The organism is Aeromonas sp. AE23HZ002T15 (genome assembly GCF_054165525.2).
This window is the reverse complement of sequence record NZ_CM201342.1, coordinates 517,781-535,276: the sequence shown is the minus strand read 5'-3', so window position 1 is coordinate 535,276 and position 17,496 is coordinate 517,781. Positions and strand designations below refer to the sequence as shown.

19 protein-coding genes, 1 tRNA gene and 1 other RNA gene are annotated in these 17,496 nt (G+C 62.9%); 10 read left to right on the top strand and 11 right to left on the bottom strand.

The features are described from left to right. Positions 1–159 precede the first annotated feature (159 nt). The 6 genes from ACT5M9_RS02330 to mepA all read right to left on the bottom strand — a co-directional run bounded on the left by ACT5M9_RS02330 (position 160) and on the right by mepA (position 3,440). Positions 160–289, bottom strand: a non-coding RNA gene (locus ACT5M9_RS02330) — RtT sRNA. A 55-nt stretch (positions 290–344) separates the two neighbouring features. Beyond that, a tRNA-Ser gene (locus ACT5M9_RS02325) sits at positions 345–432 on the bottom strand. 177 nt (positions 433–609) lie between these two features. After that, positions 610–1,227, bottom strand: a complete 618-nt coding sequence (locus ACT5M9_RS02320; RefSeq protein ID WP_438548393.1) for a TPM domain-containing protein — start codon at positions 1,225–1,227, stop codon at positions 610–612. A gap of 22 nt (positions 1,228–1,249) precedes the next feature. Then, positions 1,250–1,963 carry a TPM domain-containing protein gene (locus tag ACT5M9_RS02315; RefSeq protein ID WP_457980528.1) on the bottom strand — a complete coding sequence of 238 codons (714 nt, stop codon included), beginning with the start codon at positions 1,961–1,963 and terminating at the stop codon, positions 1,250–1,252. Positions 1,964–2,028: 65 nt separating this feature from the next. Next, positions 2,029–2,619 carry a LemA family protein gene (locus ACT5M9_RS02310; protein WP_457978253.1) on the bottom strand — a complete coding sequence of 197 codons (591 nt, stop codon included), beginning with the start codon at positions 2,617–2,619 and terminating at the stop codon, positions 2,029–2,031. A gap of 56 nt (positions 2,620–2,675) precedes the next feature. After that, a complete protein-coding gene (gene mepA / locus ACT5M9_RS02305) occupies positions 2,676–3,440 on the bottom strand; it encodes a penicillin-insensitive murein endopeptidase (protein ID WP_457978254.1) in 765 nt (254 codons plus the stop codon). Positions 3,441–3,603: 163 nt separating this feature from the next. Between mepA and ACT5M9_RS02300 the strand changes: the two genes are divergently transcribed. Continuing rightward, positions 3,604–4,146 (top strand): hypothetical protein, encoded by a 543-nt coding sequence (locus ACT5M9_RS02300; protein WP_457978256.1) that lies wholly within the window; start codon positions 3,604–3,606, stop codon positions 4,144–4,146. Between the two features lie 217 nt (positions 4,147–4,363). Continuing rightward, on the top strand, positions 4,364–4,642 hold the full coding sequence (gene rbp, locus ACT5M9_RS02295) for an RNA-binding regulator (protein WP_438548389.1): 279 nt from the start codon (positions 4,364–4,366) through the stop codon (positions 4,640–4,642). Positions 4,643–4,709: 67 nt separating this feature from the next. Here rbp and ACT5M9_RS02290 read toward each other — a convergent pair whose 3' ends face one another. Further along, positions 4,710–5,609 (bottom strand): aldo/keto reductase, encoded by a 900-nt coding sequence (locus ACT5M9_RS02290; RefSeq protein WP_457978257.1) that lies wholly within the window; start codon positions 5,607–5,609, stop codon positions 4,710–4,712. Positions 5,610–5,743: 134 nt separating this feature from the next. Here ACT5M9_RS02290 and ACT5M9_RS02285 point away from each other — a divergent pair, with 134 nt between their 5' ends. From ACT5M9_RS02285 to ltaE, 3 genes are all read left to right on the top strand, one after another. Next, on the top strand, positions 5,744–6,151 hold the full coding sequence (locus ACT5M9_RS02285; protein WP_457978259.1) for an XRE family transcriptional regulator: 408 nt from the start codon (positions 5,744–5,746) through the stop codon (positions 6,149–6,151). 58 nt (positions 6,152–6,209) lie between these two features. Next, complete coding sequence (locus ACT5M9_RS02280) at positions 6,210–6,920, top strand: Rossmann-fold NAD(P)-binding domain-containing protein (protein ID WP_438548386.1); 711 nt, start codon at positions 6,210–6,212, stop codon at positions 6,918–6,920. 86 nt (positions 6,921–7,006) lie between these two features. Further along, on the top strand, positions 7,007–8,023 hold the full coding sequence (gene ltaE / locus ACT5M9_RS02275) for a low-specificity L-threonine aldolase (protein ID WP_457978261.1): 1,017 nt from the start codon (positions 7,007–7,009) through the stop codon (positions 8,021–8,023). A 74-nt stretch (positions 8,024–8,097) separates the two neighbouring features. Here the strand turns inward: ltaE and ACT5M9_RS02270 are convergent, their stop codons facing one another. The 4 genes from ACT5M9_RS02270 to ACT5M9_RS02255 all read right to left on the bottom strand — a co-directional run bounded on the left by ACT5M9_RS02270 (position 8,098) and on the right by ACT5M9_RS02255 (position 11,374). Then, positions 8,098–8,529, bottom strand: coding sequence for a PAS domain-containing protein (locus ACT5M9_RS02270; protein ID WP_457978263.1), 432 nt, complete (start codon positions 8,527–8,529; stop codon positions 8,098–8,100). Between the two features lie 56 nt (positions 8,530–8,585). Then, positions 8,586–9,605, bottom strand: a complete 1,020-nt coding sequence (locus tag ACT5M9_RS02265) for a response regulator (protein ID WP_457978265.1) — start codon at positions 9,603–9,605, stop codon at positions 8,586–8,588. 45 nt (positions 9,606–9,650) lie between these two features. Next, a complete protein-coding gene (locus ACT5M9_RS02260) occupies positions 9,651–10,595 on the bottom strand; it encodes a LysR family transcriptional regulator (protein ID WP_457978267.1) in 945 nt (314 codons plus the stop codon). 77 nt (positions 10,596–10,672) lie between these two features. Continuing rightward, the gene (locus ACT5M9_RS02255) at positions 10,673–11,374 is read right to left on the bottom strand and encodes a DUF2982 domain-containing protein (RefSeq protein WP_457980530.1); all 702 of its coding nucleotides are present in this window, start codon (positions 11,372–11,374) and stop codon (positions 10,673–10,675) included. A gap of 170 nt (positions 11,375–11,544) precedes the next feature. On the opposite strand from ACT5M9_RS02255, the gene ACT5M9_RS02250 reads away from it, so the two are divergent. From ACT5M9_RS02250 to ACT5M9_RS02230, 5 genes are all read left to right on the top strand, one after another. Then, a complete protein-coding gene (locus ACT5M9_RS02250) occupies positions 11,545–13,485 on the top strand; it encodes a putative bifunctional diguanylate cyclase/phosphodiesterase (RefSeq protein WP_457980532.1) in 1,941 nt (646 codons plus the stop codon). Positions 13,486–13,639: 154 nt separating this feature from the next. Further along, a complete protein-coding gene (locus tag ACT5M9_RS02245) occupies positions 13,640–15,205 on the top strand; it encodes an AbgT family transporter (RefSeq protein WP_457978269.1) in 1,566 nt (521 codons plus the stop codon). Positions 15,206–15,272: 67 nt separating this feature from the next. Then, complete coding sequence (gene nfsA, locus ACT5M9_RS02240) at positions 15,273–15,998, top strand: oxygen-insensitive NADPH nitroreductase (protein ID WP_457978270.1); 726 nt, start codon at positions 15,273–15,275, stop codon at positions 15,996–15,998. 162 nt (positions 15,999–16,160) lie between these two features. Beyond that, positions 16,161–16,925: a DNA repair protein gene (locus tag ACT5M9_RS02235; RefSeq protein ID WP_438548379.1), complete on the top strand. Its 765-nt coding sequence runs from the start codon at positions 16,161–16,163 to the stop codon at positions 16,923–16,925. Position 16,926: 1 nt separating this feature from the next. Beyond that, positions 16,927–17,472: a VOC family protein gene (locus tag ACT5M9_RS02230; RefSeq protein WP_457978272.1), complete on the top strand. Its 546-nt coding sequence runs from the start codon at positions 16,927–16,929 to the stop codon at positions 17,470–17,472. Positions 17,473–17,496 lie beyond the last annotated feature (24 nt).

The following is a 17,496-nucleotide window of genomic DNA, read 5'->3' as shown; positions in this document are numbered from 1 at the left end:
GGGATTGACTCGCGCCTTCCCTAGCGCTCGCCCTGCGGGCAGCCTGTGGCTGTCCAGGAGGGCTATCCTGCCCTCCTGTCGAACCAGGATTCGCACCGAGTCACCCATCATCGGATAAAACAAAAAGGCCTGTCGCAAGACAGGCCTTTTTGTTTTATTTGGCGGTGAGGGAGGGATGATTCGCCACTGCGTGGCTCACCCCTTCGGGGCGGCCTGCGGACGTTCATCGCGGCGAGCCGCTCTGCTCAAACCCGGCGAGGGTTCTCACCCCTCCTCTGCGGCATCGGAGATTCATGCCGGCTTGAAAAGCAAAAAAACCGACCCTGAGGTCGGTTTTTCTAATTTGGCGGTGAGGGAGGGATTCGAACCCTCGATACGTTGCCGTATACACACTTTCCAGGCGTGCTCCTTCAGCCACTCGGACACCTCACCAAATTTTCGACTGCTGTTTAACGTGTCCAATCACCACGGGGTTCGTTGCGCCGTTGCGCTGGAACGGGGCGTAATGTAGGGGAAAGCCGGACCTGGGTCAATCACTTTTCCCCTTATTTTTCATGATCTTTATCGAATGCCTATCCAGTGAGCAGAATGCCGGTTTTTTAAGCCCGATCAGGGCTTGTCCAGGATGATCAGGCTGTCCGGCAGCTCGTTCTGATCCCGGGTGGCCGGGAAGGCATCGGTCAGGATGTCACTGGTGCGCTCCACACATTCGAGGAAGCCCTGTTCGACCTCCTTGTTGCGCACCCGCACCACGAAGTCGTCGATGATCTCCTGCCACTGGGCGTTGTCGATGTGCTGGGCGATGCCGTCGTCCACCAGGATCTCCACATAATGCTCCGCCACCGAGACGAAGATCAGCACCCCCAGCCGGTCCCGGGTGCGGTGCAGCCCCTGCTCGACAAATTGCAGGCGTGCCATCAGGGCGGCGCGATGCTGGCGCACCTTCTTGGGAATGAGCCGCATCTTGATGGGGGTCCAGTGGAACAGCAGGCTCAACAGCAGCCAGACCGACCACTGCACCAGCAGGATCTCGTACCAGCCGAGCCAGAAGCCGAGCTGGAACACCAGCAGCGGGGTGAGCATGGCCAGCAGGGCGGCCCAGAGGGTCGGAATATAGCGGTAACCATCGCTGGCCGGGGCCAGCACTGTCACGAGCTCAGCGTCCGTTGCCTGTTCGGCTTGCCGCACCCTGGCCTGCAAGGTGTGATAGAACTGTTTCGAAATCATCGTGTTATCTCTTGCTCCTCGATTACCAGCCACCGGAGGCGCCGCCGCCACCGAAACTACCACCACCACCGCTAAAACCGCCGCCACCGAACCCGCCGCCGGGGCGCCCGGCCCCTAAGCCACCGGCCAGATAGGCGGCCCGGCGACGGCCACCTGAGCCGCCACCACCGCCTCGCAGGTTGTGCAAGATGATCATGGCGATCACCACCAGGATGAACAGCCAGGGGCCGCCCCCCTTCTCCTGCTTGGCGGTGTCACGGGGCTGATACTCCCCGGCCAGGGCCTGCATGATGCCCTGGCTGCCGGCGACTATGCCGGCCACCATGTCGCCGCGCTTGAAGGCGGGCAGGATCCGGGTCTGGATGATGTTGGCGGCGATAGCGTCGGGCAGGGCCCCTTCCAGGCCATAGCCCACCTCTATGCGCACCTTGCGTTCATCCTGGGCGATCAGCAGCAGCACGCCGTTGTCTTTGCCCTTCTGGCCTATGCCCCAGTGGCGGCCAAGCTGGTAACCGTACTCTTCGATGGTGTCACCCTCCAGGCTGTCGATGGAGACCACCACCAGCTGGACGCCGCTGCGCTTCTCGAATGCCGCCAGTTGCTGGGTCAGCTGGTGGGCCTGCTTGCGGGACATCAGGTTCGCCTCGTCCACCACCCGGCCGCTCAGTGCGGGGAAGCTGGGGGCGGTGTGCAGGGCCGTCGTCCACAGGGCCAGGAGGCAGAGCAATCCCTGCATGAGCCACTGCAGCTGACGGGGCAAGATAGTGAGGGTCGCAGGCCGGGGCCCGCCGGGTGTTCGGCTCATTGGAAGCTGACCTTGGGCGCCTCATCGGCACCGGGCTTGGCGCTGAAGCTGGGCTTGGCGGTGAGATCCGAGTAGAGCAGCTTGGACCAGATGACCCCCGGGAAGGTGCGGATCTCGGTATTGAACTGGCGCACCGCCTCTATGTAGTCGCGACGGGCCACGGCGATGCGGTTCTCTGTGCCCTCCAGCTGGGCCTGCAGGGTGAGGAACTGCTGATCCGCCTTGAGATCCGGGTAGCGTTCCACCACCACCATCAGCCGGGAGAGGGCGCTGGAGAGTTGATCCTGGGCGGCTTCAAACGCCTTCAACTGGGAGGGGTCGCTCACCTGCAGGCTGCCGACCCGGGCGCGGGCATCGGTCACCGCCTTGAGGGTCTCCTGCTCGTGGCTGGTATAGCCCTTGACGGTGGCCACCAGGTTGGGAATGAGATCGGCGCGGCGCTGGTACTGGTTCTCCACCTGACCCCAGCTCGCCTTGACCTGTTCATCCAGGGTCGGGATGTTGTTCATGCCGCATCCGGTCAACCCCAGCAGCAGGGTCAACATCAACAGGCTCTGGGTGGTCTTGCGCCAGAGAGAAATGGCCATCTTGTTGTCTCCATTGGATGTATTTAATTCGGCGCTGACACCATACCAGCTTGTGGTCAGCCCTCACAACGACTCGGTAGGGTAGGCGCGCGATAGCTCGTCGATACCCTGGGCAACTGGGGCTTGTCTTTGAGCCAGGAGGCCAGCTCGGCGCCGCAGCCGTTGCCGGGGGGAATGGGGGCCTGGGGCTGACAGTCCGGGCTGCCAACCGGGCAGCGCAAGCGCACGTGAAAGTGGCTGAAGTGGCCGACCCAGGGCCGCAGCTTGGCAACCCAGGGCTCGTCTGGTGCGCGTTTGCACACTTCGGCCTTGAGCGCGGGGTTGATGAAGATGCGGTTGACCTCGGGCTGCTTGGCTGCCAGACGCAGCAGGTTGAGCTGCTGGGGTCCGAAGCGCCCCGGCAGTACCCGGTAGCTGGGTTCGTCGATGAGGGCCCACTCCTTGGGGGCATCCTGCTCCCACCTGGCGATGGGTCTGTCGGCCATTCTGAACCAGATGTCGGCATCGAGGCCGGTCTGGTGGCTGCGATGGCCGGAGCTGAAGGGCCCCCCTCTGGCCATGGCGAGATCGGCGATGTAGAGATCCGGCATGCCGGCCATCTTGGTCCGGCTCGCCAGCCCCTGCAGATAATGGATGAGGTCCGGGTGGCCGTAATAGCGCAGCCGCTTGCTGCGAATGACCTGATAACCGGGCCCCTCCAGGGGGAGGGCCATCGAGCCTCTCAGACAGCCGGCGGCGTAACCACCGATCGCCTCGCTCTGGAGGGCTCGAGGCGGGGTCAAAAAGGTGCTGGTGGCGAGCAAGAGTGCGGTAGTGAGCATGGGATGTCCGGCTGTGGCGCCCGGTGTGCGGGCTTGAGTGTGGGCTCAGATAACCCCAATCATACCAACAGAGGGGAAGGCTCGTCATCCGCAGGCCTGCGGGTTGCAACACAAGGGCGGGCTCGCGCACAATGCGCGCCAATCACCATGAGAGGAGAGCGAGATGAGAGTCAGTGAACTGGCGGCACGGCCGGGGCTGCACTGGTTGATGCCGCCGGCGCGGCGTTTCTACGGGATCATGATCTGCCTGTTGCTGGCGAGCCTTGGTACCGTCATGGCGGCCATCTGGCTGGGCTATCCCGAGATGGGGCTGCTGCCCTGGGTGGGCCTGGTGTTTGGGGGCATAGTGCTGCTGATGATGGTGCTGCCCCGCAACTGGCAACGCTGGCGGCTGGCGGAGCTTGCCTGGGACGATGAACACCTGTATCTGCTCAACGGCGGGGACGACAAGGCGCTGGCCCTGCCCAGGGCGGCGCTGGTGGGGATGACGCGAGATCGCAAGGTGGGCCACGACGGACAGTGGCTCGACTTCAGCCTGGATCTGGCCCTGGATACCGACACCCTGGCCGCGACCACCGCCTTGTTGCGGCTGACCCGGGAGGGAACCCACGAGGTGGCGCCCGGTGTCTATCGCTTCGGCTTTAAACGGGCCTGGCATGGTCGCCGCGCCCTCGGGGAGATCCTGGCCGGCCTGCAACCGGCCTGATCTGACTATTTTCTCGACAACTTGCCATAAAGCTCAGATACTGCCTCTGATTCGAAATGATCTTTCTCGTGCCGATAGCCCAAGAGATCAATGACTTGGGCTGTGGGATGAGGAGTGCCACGGCATGATGCCATGGCTGGTCCGGCAAGGGGGTTGTGCCCTTACTTCCCTGTCGGTGGATGCATAGATAAGGCACCTAGAATCGAGAGTGGATGGCATGAAGATTTACGTAGGAAATCTGTCGTACCGGATGACGGCCGACGAACTGACAAGCGTGTTCAGCCAATTTGGACAGGTAGACAAGGTCGATATCATCATCGACCGGGATACCGGTCAGTCCAAGGGGTTTGGCTTCATTGAAATGCCGGTCAACGGGGATGCCGAGAAGGCCATCGCCGGGTTGCACGGCACCGAGGTCGGCGGGCGCACCATCACCGTCAATCAGGCCAAGCCGAAGACAGATGCTCCTCGTGGTCGCCCCCAGCGCCACCGTTGAATCGTCTCGATAACGAAAAACGGCATGGATCTCTCCATGCCGTTTTTGTTTGTCTGAAAAAGCGGGATCAGGGCACGTCGTAACCGAGGGCGGCCTTGCGGATCCGGAACCACTGCTGGCGGCTCAGCCGGATGGACTCGGCCGCCACGGCGGCGGCGATCCGCTCCCGCTTGCCGGAGCCGATGAGCGGCAGGGGCTGGCTCGGCAACATCATCACCCAGGCGTACACCACCTGTTCCATGGTCTGGGCTCCCACCTCCTGACGGATCTGCTCGAGCTCGGCGCGCAATGGGCCAAAGGCCGGATCATGGAACAACCGGCCGCCACCGAGGCAGGACCAGGCCATGGGCCTGATGCGCAGCTGCTGGCACTGATCCAGGGTGCCGTCCAGCGTCCCTTCCTGGTGGAGCGGCGAGATCTCCAGCTGGTTGGTGACCAGGGGGAAGGGGAGGCGGGATTGCAGCAGCTCGAACTGGCGGGCGGTGAAGTTGGAGACACCGGCGTGCTTGATCTTGCCCGCCTGCTTCAGGGTCACGAAGGCATCGGCGACCTCGTCCGCATCCAGCAGGGGGTCCGGGCGGTGGATCAGCAGCAGGTCCAGATGGTCGGTGCCGAGCTTTTGCAAGGAAGCCTCGGCGCTCGCGATGATGTGTGCCTTGCCGGTGTTGTAGTGGTTGAGGGCGTGCTCGGGTTTGGCGGTCAGGGCGATGCCGCACTTGCTGACGATCTCCATCCGGCTGCGCAGGGAGGGCTCGAGGCGCAGGGCCTGGCCAAACGCCTCCTCGCACTGGTAGCCGCCGTAGATGTCGGCGTGATCGATTGTGGACACCCCCAGATCCAGGTGGTACTTCATCAGATCCAGCAGGGCCGCGGGGGAGAGCTGCCACTCCATCAGGCGCCAGTAGCCCATGATGAGGCGGGAGAAGGTCGGGCCCTCGGGATGCAGGGCGAGGCGGGATACGGACATGGTGACTCCTTGGGAGATAGCGGAAGAATCGATGGATAGGTGAAATTAATGCTGCCTGCATCTTGGTCTCTTCCGGCGGACAAGGCAATAATGCGCCCCGCGCAAATTCGAACTTTGGTTCTGGGGAGGAAGAGATGGAAGGGTTTGCCGAAAGGCTGCAGAGTCTGATCGGGGAGGGGAGCGTGAGCGCCTTCGCCCGCAAGGTGGGTCTGAGCGAAGCCTTGATCCGCAAGTATCTGAAGGGGGCCGAGCCCGGGCTCGGCAAGGCGAACCAGATCGCCATGGGGGCGAACTGCTCCCTGGAGTGGCTCGCCACCGGCTGCGGCTATCTCTACCGTCAGGCCGAGGTGGTGGACAGGGAGGCGCTGGCATCGGCGGGGATCCTGCTGCAGGAGCGCCACCCGGAGCAGCCCCTGCCGGGCGAGGCAGAGCTGGTGATCCTGCTCGCCTACTACCAGTTCCTGCGCAGCCACAAGCAGGCCGACGGCTTTCTGGACTTGGCGCGGGCTCGGGAGTTTGGCCGCCATCTGGCAGAGGCCTGAGCCGGCCGGCCGGGCTTCTGATACCCTCTAAGCAAAGGGCAAATCCAAGGACGTGGAGATGAGCTATCTGATCCTGGGCAGTGGCGGGTTGGGCACGGCGCTGGCGCACGAGTTGGCGGATCGTGGCCAGGAGTGGATACTGGCGGGCAGGCAGTTGCCAAGGGGGCTGGATCCTGCTCGCTACTTCCCGTTGCAGGAGGTGGATCCGCTCTCCTTTGAGGCCCTCTTCACCCTTTATGACAGGGAGAGCCTGCCGACTGTGGTGATCAACACCATAGGCCTGCTCTATGATCTCAACCACATGCCGGAGCGGCAGGTGGAGGAGGTGGAGCCGGGCTGGCTCAACGAGAGCCTGCAGGCCAATGCCTGGCCTCACCTGGCCCTTGGCGCCAACCTGAGCCAGCTGATGGGGCCGGCGACCAGCCTGTGGCTCTGCTCCGTCTCGGATCTGGCGGGCAGCCTGGGCAGCACAGGTCGCCTGAGCGAACCTGGTCGTTACAGCTACCGGATGAGCAAGGCGGCCCTCAACATGGGAGCCCGGATCCTGGCGGTGGAGTGGGCGAGCCGCTTCCCCGGCGCCGGGGTCGTCACCGTCCATCCCGGGCTCATGGATACCCCCATGCAGCAGCCCTTCCTGCACGAGCGGGATCCTGCCCTGCTGCAGGATCCCGCCCTGGTCGCCCCCCGTCTGCTGGATCTCATCGGCACCCTCACCCCGTCCCAGTCCGGCAGCTTCCTGGATCTGCATGGCCAATCGCTGCCCTGGTAGCTGGCCGGGTTCACACTCCGGCGTCCCATTTCTTGCCAGCCCGGCCCCGTCTGGTTAATGTCATCCACCTGCATCAGGAGGATGACATGCGCTATATCGATTTACGAAGTGATACCGTGACCCAGCCCACGGAGGCCATGCGCCAGAGCATGCTGCACGCCGAGGTGGGGGATGATGTCTATGGGGAAGATCCCAGCATCAACGCGCTGGAGCGCAAGGGGGCCGAGCTGCTTGGCAAAGAGGCTGCCCTGTTCGTGCCCTCCGGCACCATGTCCAACCTGCTGGCGATGATGAGCCACTGCCAGCGCGGCGAAGGTGCCGTGCTGGGCGGTGCCTCCCACATCTATCGCTATGAGGCCCAGGGGAGCGCCGTGCTGGGCTCGGTGGCCCTGCAGCCCGTTCCCACCCAGGCCGACGGCACCCTGGCGCTGGCGGACCTGCAAGCCAGCCTGGCTCCCGACGATGCCCACTTCGTCCAGACCCGGCTCATCTGCCTCGAGAACACCCACAACGGTAAGGTGCTGCCTCTTGCTTACCTGCAGCAGGTGCGGGATCTCGCCGACCGCCATGGCCTGCGGCTGCACCTTGACGGTGCCCGGCTGTTCAACGCCGTGGTGGCGAGCGGAGAGCCGGTCGCGGCCATTGCGGCGCCCTTCGACAGCGTCTCTGTGTGCCTCTCCAAGGGGCTGGGGGCCCCTGTGGGCTCCCTGCTGGTGGGCTCAAGCCCCTTCATCGCCCGGGCCAGACGGCTGCGCAAGATGTTGGGGGGCGGCATGCGTCAGGGGGGGATCCTGGCCCAGGCCGGTTTGTTCGCCCTGGATCAGCACATCACTCGCTTGGCGGACGACCATCGCCGTGCCAGACGGCTGGCAGAAGGGCTGGCGGCCCTGCCCGGCATCGAACTGGAGCTGGCCGAGGTGCAGACCAATATGGTGTTCCTGCGCCTGGCGAAGAACCAGAGCGAGGCCCTGCTCGCCTTTATGAAGGAGCGGGGGATCCTCTTCTCCGGCTACGGGGAGATGCGGCTGGTGACCCACCTGCAGATCACCGACGACGACATCGAGGAGGTGATCGATGCCTTCACCGAGTTCTTGAGCGCCTGATGGGGTGACTCGTCTTGTGTATGGAAAAGAGAGGGCGCCAGCAGGCGCCCTCGTCATCTGTGGCAGGGGGGTGATCAGCCCTGGCGCTGGCCCAGGATCAGGGTCGCCTCGTCGGTGGCGTCGTAGATCATGACAGCCAGATGGGTCACCTGGCCGCCGAAATCGGCCAGCGGCACCAGGGTCAGGTTCTGGTACATGTGGGGGGCCGAGCCCGTGATGGGGCGGTAGTTGGAGAAGCGCAGCAAGTAGGGGCGCTGCTCCCAGGTGCTGAAGGCGCGGTTGTTGAGCTTGAACACCATGTTCGCCTTGCGCTCGAACCAGGCCCTGTCCACGTCCGGGAAGAGGTCGAACAGACTCTGATCGCGTACCTCACCGGCCAGCCGGCCGCTGTGGCTCTCCATGAAGCCGTTCCATACCTGCACCCTGTAGTCCCGGCTGAGCACGATCAGCCCCACGTCCAGGTTCTGCACTATGTTCATCAGCCAATGAAATTCACGGATTTCCATGGTCACTCCTCTGTGTCTTGTCGGGTCATTCATGCTGCCAGCGGGCCTGTTGGCCCCTAGAGCATGTGCATGATCTTGTGATTCATGGTGGCGATGGAGTCTTCGGTAAACAACAGCAGCAGATCGCACTGCACGGCATAGCCCTGGATCCGGTAGTTGATCTCGATGGCCAGGGTGCGGCGCCAGCGGCTCTGGTTGGTCTGGATCAGGTCCTGAATGGGCCTGTGTTGACCCAGCACCACGGGGTGTCCCTGGCTGAAGGGGGTGTCGAGCTGATTGGCGTAACCCCGCAGGAAGGCACCGATGAGCACGTTGGCTGTGTCCATCAGCAGCTCCAGCTCGGCGCCGTGATCGAGCGCCCCCTGATGGTTCATCAGGCGGGCCAGATCCTGGAAGCTGGCGTCGTGGAACAGGATCAAGGCCTCCCCGGCGATGCCTGCGCCGATGAAGCCCTGGCAGACGGCGGAGAGGGTATCCGACTCGGCGGCAGCCGAGAGGGCCATGTGCAGCTCGGAGACCTCCAGCACGTTGACGTTCGGGATGGGGAGCACCACGAAGGCGTCGAGCAACTGGGCCAGCAGGTTGGCGGCCTGGCCCATGGCGACGTTGGCAAGCTCCTGATAGACATCCCTGAGCTCGGGGGTGAACTGGATGGGGGCGATGGCATGGGGGTTGGCGGTGGATGTTACGACGGCCGGGGTGGGCGCCGTGTCCGCCTGCCACAGGCCGTGGCGTTCCAGGAGTTCACGCAGCATCTCGGGGGCGGCGGGTTTCTTGATGAAATCCAGGGCGCCGAGCGCCATGACCCGCGCATGGGCCTCCGGCTGGATGTCGCCGGAGACCACGATCACCTTGTTGCGCAGCCCCTCTCGCTTGAGGGTCTCCAGCACGCCATAACCATCCATCTCCGGCATGGTGAGATCCAGAAAGACCAGATCCCCATGACCCATCAGGATCTGCTCTACGCCCTCCAGGCCGTTGGCGGCCTGGTGCAGTGTTATCTGCCAGGGAGTGGGCAGGGCGCGAGCCAGCTGCTTGCGGGCAAATCCCGAGTCATCACATATCAATACATTCATGGTGTTGGCCAGTCAGTGCGGGTGCATCAGGTAAAGGTCGCAGCATCAGTCGTCAGATGCAATGGGCAGGGGCATGGCCGGCAAGAATTGATCGTCTCTTTGGTGGCTGCGATAGCGGACCGAGTACTTTTCGACGAACTCGGCGAACATCTTGACCCGCAAGGGGGTGAACTGGGGTTGGCAGAGCAGCATGTAGAAGGGGCGTCTGCCCGATTGCCAGTCCGGCAGCACGGCGACCAGTTGCTCGTCTTGCAAGAAGGGGTGGACGTAGTGCTGGGGGGCGTTGACGATGCCGAGGTGGCGCCTTGCGGCCCGGACGGCCGCCTGGGTCTGGTTGACACTCAGGCGCGGGGTGCGCTTGATCTGCACCATCTCCTCGTCCCGGCCGATCAATTGCCAGTGACGGTGCGGCCAGCAGTAGATGAGATCGTGTTCTTCCAGTTGGGTCGGGTGTGCCGGAGTACCCATCTTCTCCAGATAGAGGGGAGAGGCGAACAGCCCGTATTCGATGTGGCCGAGGCAGACGGCGTTGGGCAGGGCCTGGGGCAGCTCGCCGTTGAAGAACACGAGATCCCTGTCCTGATCGCACAGGGGGGAGTGGTCATTGGTCTGGGTGATGTCGAACTGCACCTCGGGGTAGCGCAGGCCGAAGTCGGCCAGCATGTCGACGAGTATGGTGTTGGACAGGGCGATGGGGGCGGCGAGGCGGATGAGGCCGCTGATGTCCCGATCCTGACCCTGGATCTCGCCGGTGGCCTGTTCGATCTCGGCAAGGGGGGTGCAGAGGCGTTCGTAATAGCGCAGGCCTTCGTCGGTGAGGCGCAGTTTGCGGGTGGATCTGTGTAGCAGGCTGCAGCCAAGCTGCTCCTCCAACTGAGAGATACGTCGACTGATGGTGCCGGTCGGCATGCCCAGCGCGGCTGCGGCGTGGGAGAAACCGCCCTCTTGCACCACCTTGACGAACAGATAGAACTCTTCGATGTACTTCATAAGCGGCTTAGGGGGTGTTTGTAACAAGCCAGAGACCTTATGAAGAGTCATCTGGCTTGGCAAGCGCAATCCGGCATTTAATTGATCTGGATTAGATTCGATTCCCGGCGATATTCATTCAACAGGCGGACAAAATCGGCAGGGGCCCTATCCAGGCTGTTGTCCGGCACTAGCAGATCATACCCCAGCAGGTCCCTGAGCCTGGTCATGCGGTTGCCGAGCATGGCGATCACCCCCTCGTAGCGTTGACCGGAGGGGGAGCGAAAGCGGCTCTCCTCCAGTAGTTCACCCCCCAGCAAGCCGGATCCACAACTGCCATCGAGGCAACCCGGCTGTTCGCTGTTCATGGCCTGCAACAGCACGGCGCGCTGCTCGGTGAGCAGGCGGACCGCCAGCCGGGGTGTGATCAACGTCAAAAAATCGTCGTAATCCTTAATCTTCAGACCGATATAGGGGAGGGGCACCAGATCCAACCCCAAATGGATACGTGGTTGGTCAATTCGTTGAATATTTCTCCATTTCAGGATCCAGCCACCGTACTTGTGGTGATATTGCAGACAATCCTGGCATAGAGAGAGACTAAAATGAGGCTCATTGAGCTTGATGGCTCCGACGAATATTGTCATCAGTCCTGCGAGAAGCACCGAAATGGCCGGGATTAATAGTTGTTCGCGAAACAAAAAAAGTATAAAAATCATGGCTATGGTTATGACTACACCCAACAATATCAATGTGAGTCCGTTTCTTCTGACCATAGGGTTCACATGTAGCGTTTTCATATAAAACCGGCCTTCTCTTGCCCATGCATGTTTCCAGATTATGAGCCGGATCTGATTTTGTACCAGCACGTTGGCGTCGTTCAGGGATGGCCGTGACTGGTGTTGCTATGAGCTCTCAGCATGAATCACCACCAAAGATGAATACGCTAGACGAACGCCTACTCAATGCCATGGATGCGCTCCATACCCCTATCTGGGTCTATGACATCCAGCGCCATCATATCTACTGGGCCAATGGCTCGGCACTCGGGGTATGGGAGGCGAGTTCCCTCATCGAACTGCAATCCCGCGACTTCTCGGCCGACATGGCCGCCGCCATCGATCTGCTGCTGCAACGCTATCTCGGGGACTTCCAGCAGGGGCGCAGCTACAGCGAGTGGTGGACCATCTCACCGCGGGGGGTCAAGAAGCAGGTCTATCTGCGCCTCTCCGGGGTGGAGATCGCCGGGCGCCTGATGATGATGACGGAGGCGGTGATCGACGCCGATACCCTCTATCAGGAGTCCTCCCTCGCCACCGGCGATACCCTGGCCTGTCTGTTCGACAACCAGGGGCGCCTCGAGAGCGGCAACCACCACTTCGAGCTCTGCTTCGGCGCCGAAGTCTGTCAGCTGATGCAGGTCTTCTCCGGCGCCGACGAGGCCTTCTATCGCCGGCTCTCCCGCCTCGACGAGGTGGTGGCCGAGGGGGAGTGCCGGACCCTGAAGGGGATGCGCTGGTTCCAGTACCAGTTTCGCCATATCCAGCAGGGGGCCAGGATACTGCTCACCATGCGGGACATCACGGACCGCAAGCTCGAGGAGCTGGAACACCGCCATCTGGCCTGGCATGACTCCCTCACCGGTCTGCTCAACCGCTACGGACTGATGAAGTCTCTCGAGGCCTATTGCGGCATAGGGGGGCGCTTCGCCCTGGTGTTCATGGACTTGGACAACTTCAAGCTGGTCAATGACAACTACGGCCACAAGGCGGGGGATCGCCTGCTGGAGCGGGTGGCCGGGCGGCTCAAGCAGATCTGCCCGCGGGACGTGGAGCTGGCACGTCTCGGCGGGGACGAGTTTACCGCCCTGGTGCCCCTCGCCCAGGCGAGCGAGCGGGCCCAGGAGGTGGCGGATCTCATGCTCTCCCAGATGAGCAAGCCGCTGCAGCTGAGCGGGCTGCCGGAGGTCACCATAGGGGGCAGCATCGGCATCGCCATCTACCCGGACGACGCCGACGACGGGGACAACCTCATCACCCGCGCCGACATGGCCATGTATCAGGCCAAGCAGATGGGGCGCCTGCGCTGGCAGCGCTTCACCCCCAGCATGCAGCAGAGCCTGCATCGCAAACTGACCCTCAAGCAGTTTCTGGCCAAGGCGGTGGGTCGCCAGGAGCTGAGCCTGCGCTATCAGCCCCAGGTGGATGTGGCCCAGGGCAAACTCATCGGCTTCGAGGCCCTGCTGCGCTGGTACAACCCCGTGCTGGGGCACGTCTCGCCGGGGGAGTTCATCCCGCTGGCGGAGGAGATGGGGCTCATTCGTGAAATAGGGAGCTGGGTGCTCTCCACCGCCTTGGCCCAGATGGGGGAGTGGCAGCGGCAATGGCAGGTGCGGGTGCCGGTGTCGGTCAACCTGTCCGGTTTCCAGCTGTCGGCGAACCTGCCCGAGCTGGTGGCCCAGCAGCTTGAGGCGTTCGGGGTGGATGCCGGTCTGCTGACCCTGGAGCTGACCGAAACCGTGCTGATGCTGGACATGAAGGGGTGCATCGACATTCTCGACGCCCTGAGCGAGCAGGGGATCAAGATAGCCATCGACGACTTCGGCACCGGCTACTCGTCGCTCGCCTACCTCAACCGTCTGCCCATCGATACCATCAAGCTGGACCGATCCTTCGTGGTGGGGCTCAATCTGCCGGTGATCCGGGCCACGGTCGCCATGGCCACCAGCCTGGGGCTCGGGATCCTGGCGGAGGGGGTGGAGGATGAGCACGAACTGGCAGCCTTGCGCGCCCAGGGTTGCCACGTCTTCCAGGGGTTCCTGTTCAGCACCCCCATGACAGCGGCAGAGGTGGCGGCGGCGGGCTTCGTCATCCGGTGCAAGCTCGGCACTTATCCGCTGGGAGATGGCTAAAAACCAGGCAATATAATGTGCGGCATGTCGCGTTTTTGCAGTGCGGCATGCCAAATTAAACAAAATTAATCGAATATATGGCTCGTATCATGGGATTTATTGGACGTTATCGCTAGTATGCGCCCTCATTCCTTGGTAATGGAGTATCACCATAATGAGTCAAGCCGCAGTGAACGAAGGTCCCGCCAGCCCACCCAATGGCTGGTTGAACCGCTTTCTGAACGGGGTGGAGAAGGCGGGCAACAAGCTGCCAGACCCCGCCATGCTGTTCCTCTATGCCCTGCTGATCGTCTGGGTCGGCTCCTGGATCCTCTCCCAATTCTCGTTCGATCTGGTCAATCCCCGTACCGGTGAGGCCGTGGTGGTCAACAACCTGCTGACCGGGGCCGGCCTTGCCGAGTTTCTCGCCAGCATGGTTACCACCTTCACCAGCTTCGCGCCGCTCGGCATAGTGCTGGTGGCCATGCTGGGGGTAGGGGTCGCCGAGCAGTCCGGTTTCATCAACACCGGCCTGAAGAAGCTGCTCAAGGTTACCCCGGCCCGTTTCCTGACCCCCATGCTGATCCTGGTGGCCATCGTCAGCCACACGGCGGCGGATGCGGGCTATGTGCTGGTCATTCCCATCGGTGGCATCATCTTCCACGCCGCCGGTCGTCACCCGCTGGCGGGGATAGCGGCCGCCTTTGCCGGAGTCTCCGGCGGCTTTGCCGCGAACTTCCTGCCCTCCGGCGGTGATGCCTTGCTGCAGGGCTTCACCCAGTCGTCTGCCCAGCTGCTCGATCCCCAGTACATGGTCAACACCCTGTGCAACATCTTCTTCACCGGCGCCTCCTCCCTGCTGATCATCTGCGTGGGCTGGTTCGTCACCGAGCGCATCGTCGAGCCGCGCCTCAAGCACATCCCCCTCAACGAGGAGCTGGAGAGCGCCGACGAGATGGGTCGCTACAGCGCCCAGGAGAGCCGGGCCTTCAACTGGGCAGGCTTCGCCATGCTGGCGGCCATCGTGCTGCTGGGGCTGGCCCTGTCGCCGAGCGACTCGCCGATGCGGGCGGCTGACGGATCGCTCACCACCTTCGCGGCCCCCGTGATGAAGTCCATAGTGCCGCTCATCTTCCTGCTATTCATCCTGCCGGGGATCGTCTACGGCTTCGTGGCGGGCAGCTTCAAGAGCGGCAAGGACGTGATCGACGCCATGTCCGCCACCATGAACAAGATGGGTTCCTACATGGTGATGGCCTTCTTCTGCGCCCTCTTCATCAAGGCGTTCGGGGATTCCAACCTCGGTACCCTGCTGGCCCTGTCCGGTGCCGAGGTGCTGCACGCCCTGGCCCTGCCGGGGGAGGTGACCATAGTCGGCATCATATTGCTGACCGCCACCGTCAACCTGGTGGTGGGATCGGCGTCCGCCAAGTGGGCGCTGATCAGCCCCATCCTGGTGCCCATGCTGATGGCGGTGGGGATCTCTCCCGAGCTGACCCAGGCCGCCTACCGGGTGGGGGACTCCGCCTCCAACATCATCACCCCGCTGATGGTCTTCTTCCCGCTGGTGGTGGTTTATTGCCAGCAGTATGTGAAGAGCACCGGCATCGGCACCCTGGTCTCCATGATGCTGCCATACTCCCTGGCCTTCCTGGTGAGCTGGAGCCTGTTCCTGCTGCTCTACTGGGGAATGGGCTTCCCCCTCGGGCTGCAGGCCCCCTACGTTTATCCCGCCCCTTGAGGGTGATGAGGGGCCTTGGGCCCCTCGCTTTTTTTGGGTACAGTGTGGCCTTCATCCCGGAGGCATCATGAACCCGACCATAGATCTCATCCTTTCCCATCGCTCCATTCGCCAATTCACCGCCGATCCCATCACGGCCGAGCAGCTCGATCAGATCCTGAGCGCCGCCCAGTCCGCCGCCAGCTCCAGCTTCCTGCAGGCCAACAGCATCATCCGGGTGACCGACAAGGGGTTGCGCGCCACCCTGGCGGAGCTCGCCGGCCATCAGGTCTATGTGGCCGAGGCGGCGGAGTTCCTGCTGTTCTGCGCCGATTACCAGCGCCACAGCCGGATAGTGCCGGAGGCCCAGACCGGTTTTGTGGAGCAGCTCCTGATCGGTGCCATCGACGGCGCCCTGATGGCCCAGAATGCGCTGCTGGCGGCCCAGTCCCTGGGGCTGGGGGGGGTCTACATCGGCGGCATTCGCAACAATCCGGCGGCGGTGAGCGAGGCGGTCGGTCTTCCTCATCAGGTGATCCCCCTGTTCGGCCTCTGTCTCGGCCATCCCGCCCAGGCTCCCGAGCAGAAGCCGCGCCTGCCCCGCGCCCTGGTGGTGCACGAGAACCGCTACCCGGAGGCGCTGGACCGGGACCTGCTCGCCCAGTATGACGACCAGATCCAGGCCTACTACCAGGCCCGCAGCAGCAACAACAAGCAGCAGACCTGGAGCGGTCAGATCAAGGCCATCCTCGGCAAGGAGGCGCGCCCCTTCATGCTGGGCTTCCTGCAGTCCAGGGGCTTTTGCCTCAAGTAATGGGCGGCGCGGGCGATATGAGTGAGGGGCCGAGGCTGTACGCAGCCCGCCATGGGGCCGCATGCCATTGTTGTGACGCCGGCTGGCAATGGGCGCTACCCTGCGAGGGGTAAGCTGTTGTAGGATCAGGCAATTGGATTGGGACAGGAGTTTGGACACCCTATGATTTTAACCTTGATATTGCTGTCGATCGGCGCGCTCCTGTTTCTGGTCATCGCCTATAACGTGGTGCAGCAATACAAACAGAAGGCCGAGGCCGACAAGCGCCACGCCATCGCTCGCCACAAGGCGGTGGCGGACGAGACGGAAGAGATGTTGCTGAACGTCAACCTGGTGCCTTTCTCCAAGAACATGGTACTGCTGCTGCAGCACAGGATCCTGGATGCCTATCGCGCCATCGCCCTGGTCTCGCCCACCGGCCAGATCAAGCAGCGGGTACAGGATGTGCAACTGCAGATCAAGAATGTGCAGGAGCACTACAACAGCCAGGACGAGGCGCACTTCAAGACCCCGGAATCCGATCGCCAGGCGATCCAGATGCTGCAGTTGGCCAAGAAGATGCGGGCCGTGCTGCGGGTGGAGCACAACAAGGGCAAGATAGATCCTCAGGGGTTCGCCCAGGAGGATCGCCGCTTAGAGCTGCTGCAGCTCAAGGTGAACATCGCCAACCTGGTGAAACGGGCCATGGATGCCCAGATCCAGGGGCAGTTTGGCACCTGCCGTCAGCTCTACACCAAGGGGCTCAGCGCCCTCGCCAACATCTCCGACAAGGATGGCTACCTGTTCGCCCGGGAAGAAGACATGCGCCAGGGCCTGCTCCAGCTGGAGGAGCACCTGCAGCAGCACAGCGAGAAAGAGCTGCAAAACATCAAGGACAAAGAGGCCGACGAGCTGGATGTCCTGTTCCAACCGAAGAAGAAATGGTGATATGTCCCATCCACTGAATACCACCCTGGGGCCGATGGCCCCTTTTGTTGGCCAGTTGCTGACCGAACTGAGCGCCCTGATGGGGGAGTCTGCGACGCCTCTGGTGGATCATCTCTGTTACCGCGCCGCCACCCTGCCGGCATACCTGAGTCTGAAGGGTGAGCTTGCCCTGCACGGGGTCCTGCTGGTGGAGGGTATGATAGGGGGGCGCCCCATCGCGACCTACCGGCTGCATCAACCCGTCTGCTGGCAAGGGGTGAGCGTACCCTGCATCGAGCTGGCGGCCCCCAAACCCGGGCGCCAGCATCAGGCGGGGCTCGAGCACATCGAGCTGGTGGTTCCCTCCTTGCATAAGCTGGTGGCGGCCCATCCCGCGCTACCATTCAAGACCGCCAACATCGAGGATGCGCGCAATCCGGACGTGGGGCTCATGCTGCCCTCGGGTCAGGTGAAGTTCCACCTGCGCCCCTTGAGCGAGGTGATCGACGAGGAGCTGATGACCGGCGCCGTGGTGCCGGTGCCGGTGGATTATTACGGGCCGCGCTGAGAGCCCATCATGCCCGTCGGCCGC

What these genes read in the sequence shown, in the direction of transcription:
- rbp (WP_438548389.1), top strand. Translation starts at nt 4,364, where the DNA reads ATGAAGATTTACGTAGGAAATCTGTCGTACCGGATGACGGCCGACGAA.
- ACT5M9_RS02280 (WP_438548386.1), top strand. Translation starts at nt 6,210, where the DNA reads ATGAGCTATCTGATCCTGGGCAGTGGCGGGTTGGGCACGGCGCTGGCG.
- mepA (WP_457978254.1), bottom strand. Translation starts at nt 3,440, where the DNA reads ATGCTCACTACCGCACTCTTGCTCGCCACCAGCACCTTTTTGACCCCG.
- ACT5M9_RS02285 (WP_457978259.1), top strand. Translation starts at nt 5,744, where the DNA reads ATGGAAGGGTTTGCCGAAAGGCTGCAGAGTCTGATCGGGGAGGGGAGC.
- ACT5M9_RS02315 (WP_457980528.1), bottom strand. Translation starts at nt 1,963, where the DNA reads ATGCAGGGATTGCTCTGCCTCCTGGCCCTGTGGACGACGGCCCTGCAC.
- ACT5M9_RS02230 (WP_457978272.1), top strand. Translation starts at nt 16,927, where the DNA reads ATGTCCCATCCACTGAATACCACCCTGGGGCCGATGGCCCCTTTTGTT.
- ACT5M9_RS02265 (WP_457978265.1), bottom strand. Translation starts at nt 9,605, where the DNA reads ATGAATGTATTGATATGTGATGACTCGGGATTTGCCCGCAAGCAGCTG.
- ACT5M9_RS02290 (WP_457978257.1), bottom strand. Translation starts at nt 5,609, where the DNA reads ATGTCCGTATCCCGCCTCGCCCTGCATCCCGAGGGCCCGACCTTCTCC.
- ACT5M9_RS02245 (WP_457978269.1), top strand. Translation starts at nt 13,640, where the DNA reads ATGAGTCAAGCCGCAGTGAACGAAGGTCCCGCCAGCCCACCCAATGGC.
- ACT5M9_RS02260 (WP_457978267.1), bottom strand. Translation starts at nt 10,595, where the DNA reads ATGAAGTACATCGAAGAGTTCTATCTGTTCGTCAAGGTGGTGCAAGAG.
- ACT5M9_RS02250 (WP_457980532.1), top strand. Translation starts at nt 11,545, where the DNA reads ATGGATGCGCTCCATACCCCTATCTGGGTCTATGACATCCAGCGCCAT.
- nfsA (WP_457978270.1), top strand. Translation starts at nt 15,273, where the DNA reads ATGAACCCGACCATAGATCTCATCCTTTCCCATCGCTCCATTCGCCAA.
- ACT5M9_RS02300 (WP_457978256.1), top strand. Translation starts at nt 3,604, where the DNA reads ATGAGAGTCAGTGAACTGGCGGCACGGCCGGGGCTGCACTGGTTGATG.
- ltaE (WP_457978261.1), top strand. Translation starts at nt 7,007, where the DNA reads ATGCGCTATATCGATTTACGAAGTGATACCGTGACCCAGCCCACGGAG.
- ACT5M9_RS02235 (WP_438548379.1), top strand. Translation starts at nt 16,161, where the DNA reads ATGATTTTAACCTTGATATTGCTGTCGATCGGCGCGCTCCTGTTTCTG.
- ACT5M9_RS02255 (WP_457980530.1), bottom strand. Translation starts at nt 11,374, where the DNA reads ATGAAAACGCTACATGTGAACCCTATGGTCAGAAGAAACGGACTCACA.
- ACT5M9_RS02310 (WP_457978253.1), bottom strand. Translation starts at nt 2,619, where the DNA reads ATGGCCATTTCTCTCTGGCGCAAGACCACCCAGAGCCTGTTGATGTTG.
- ACT5M9_RS02270 (WP_457978263.1), bottom strand. Translation starts at nt 8,529, where the DNA reads ATGGAAATCCGTGAATTTCATTGGCTGATGAACATAGTGCAGAACCTG.
- ACT5M9_RS02320 (WP_438548393.1), bottom strand. Translation starts at nt 1,227, where the DNA reads ATGATTTCGAAACAGTTCTATCACACCTTGCAGGCCAGGGTGCGGCAA.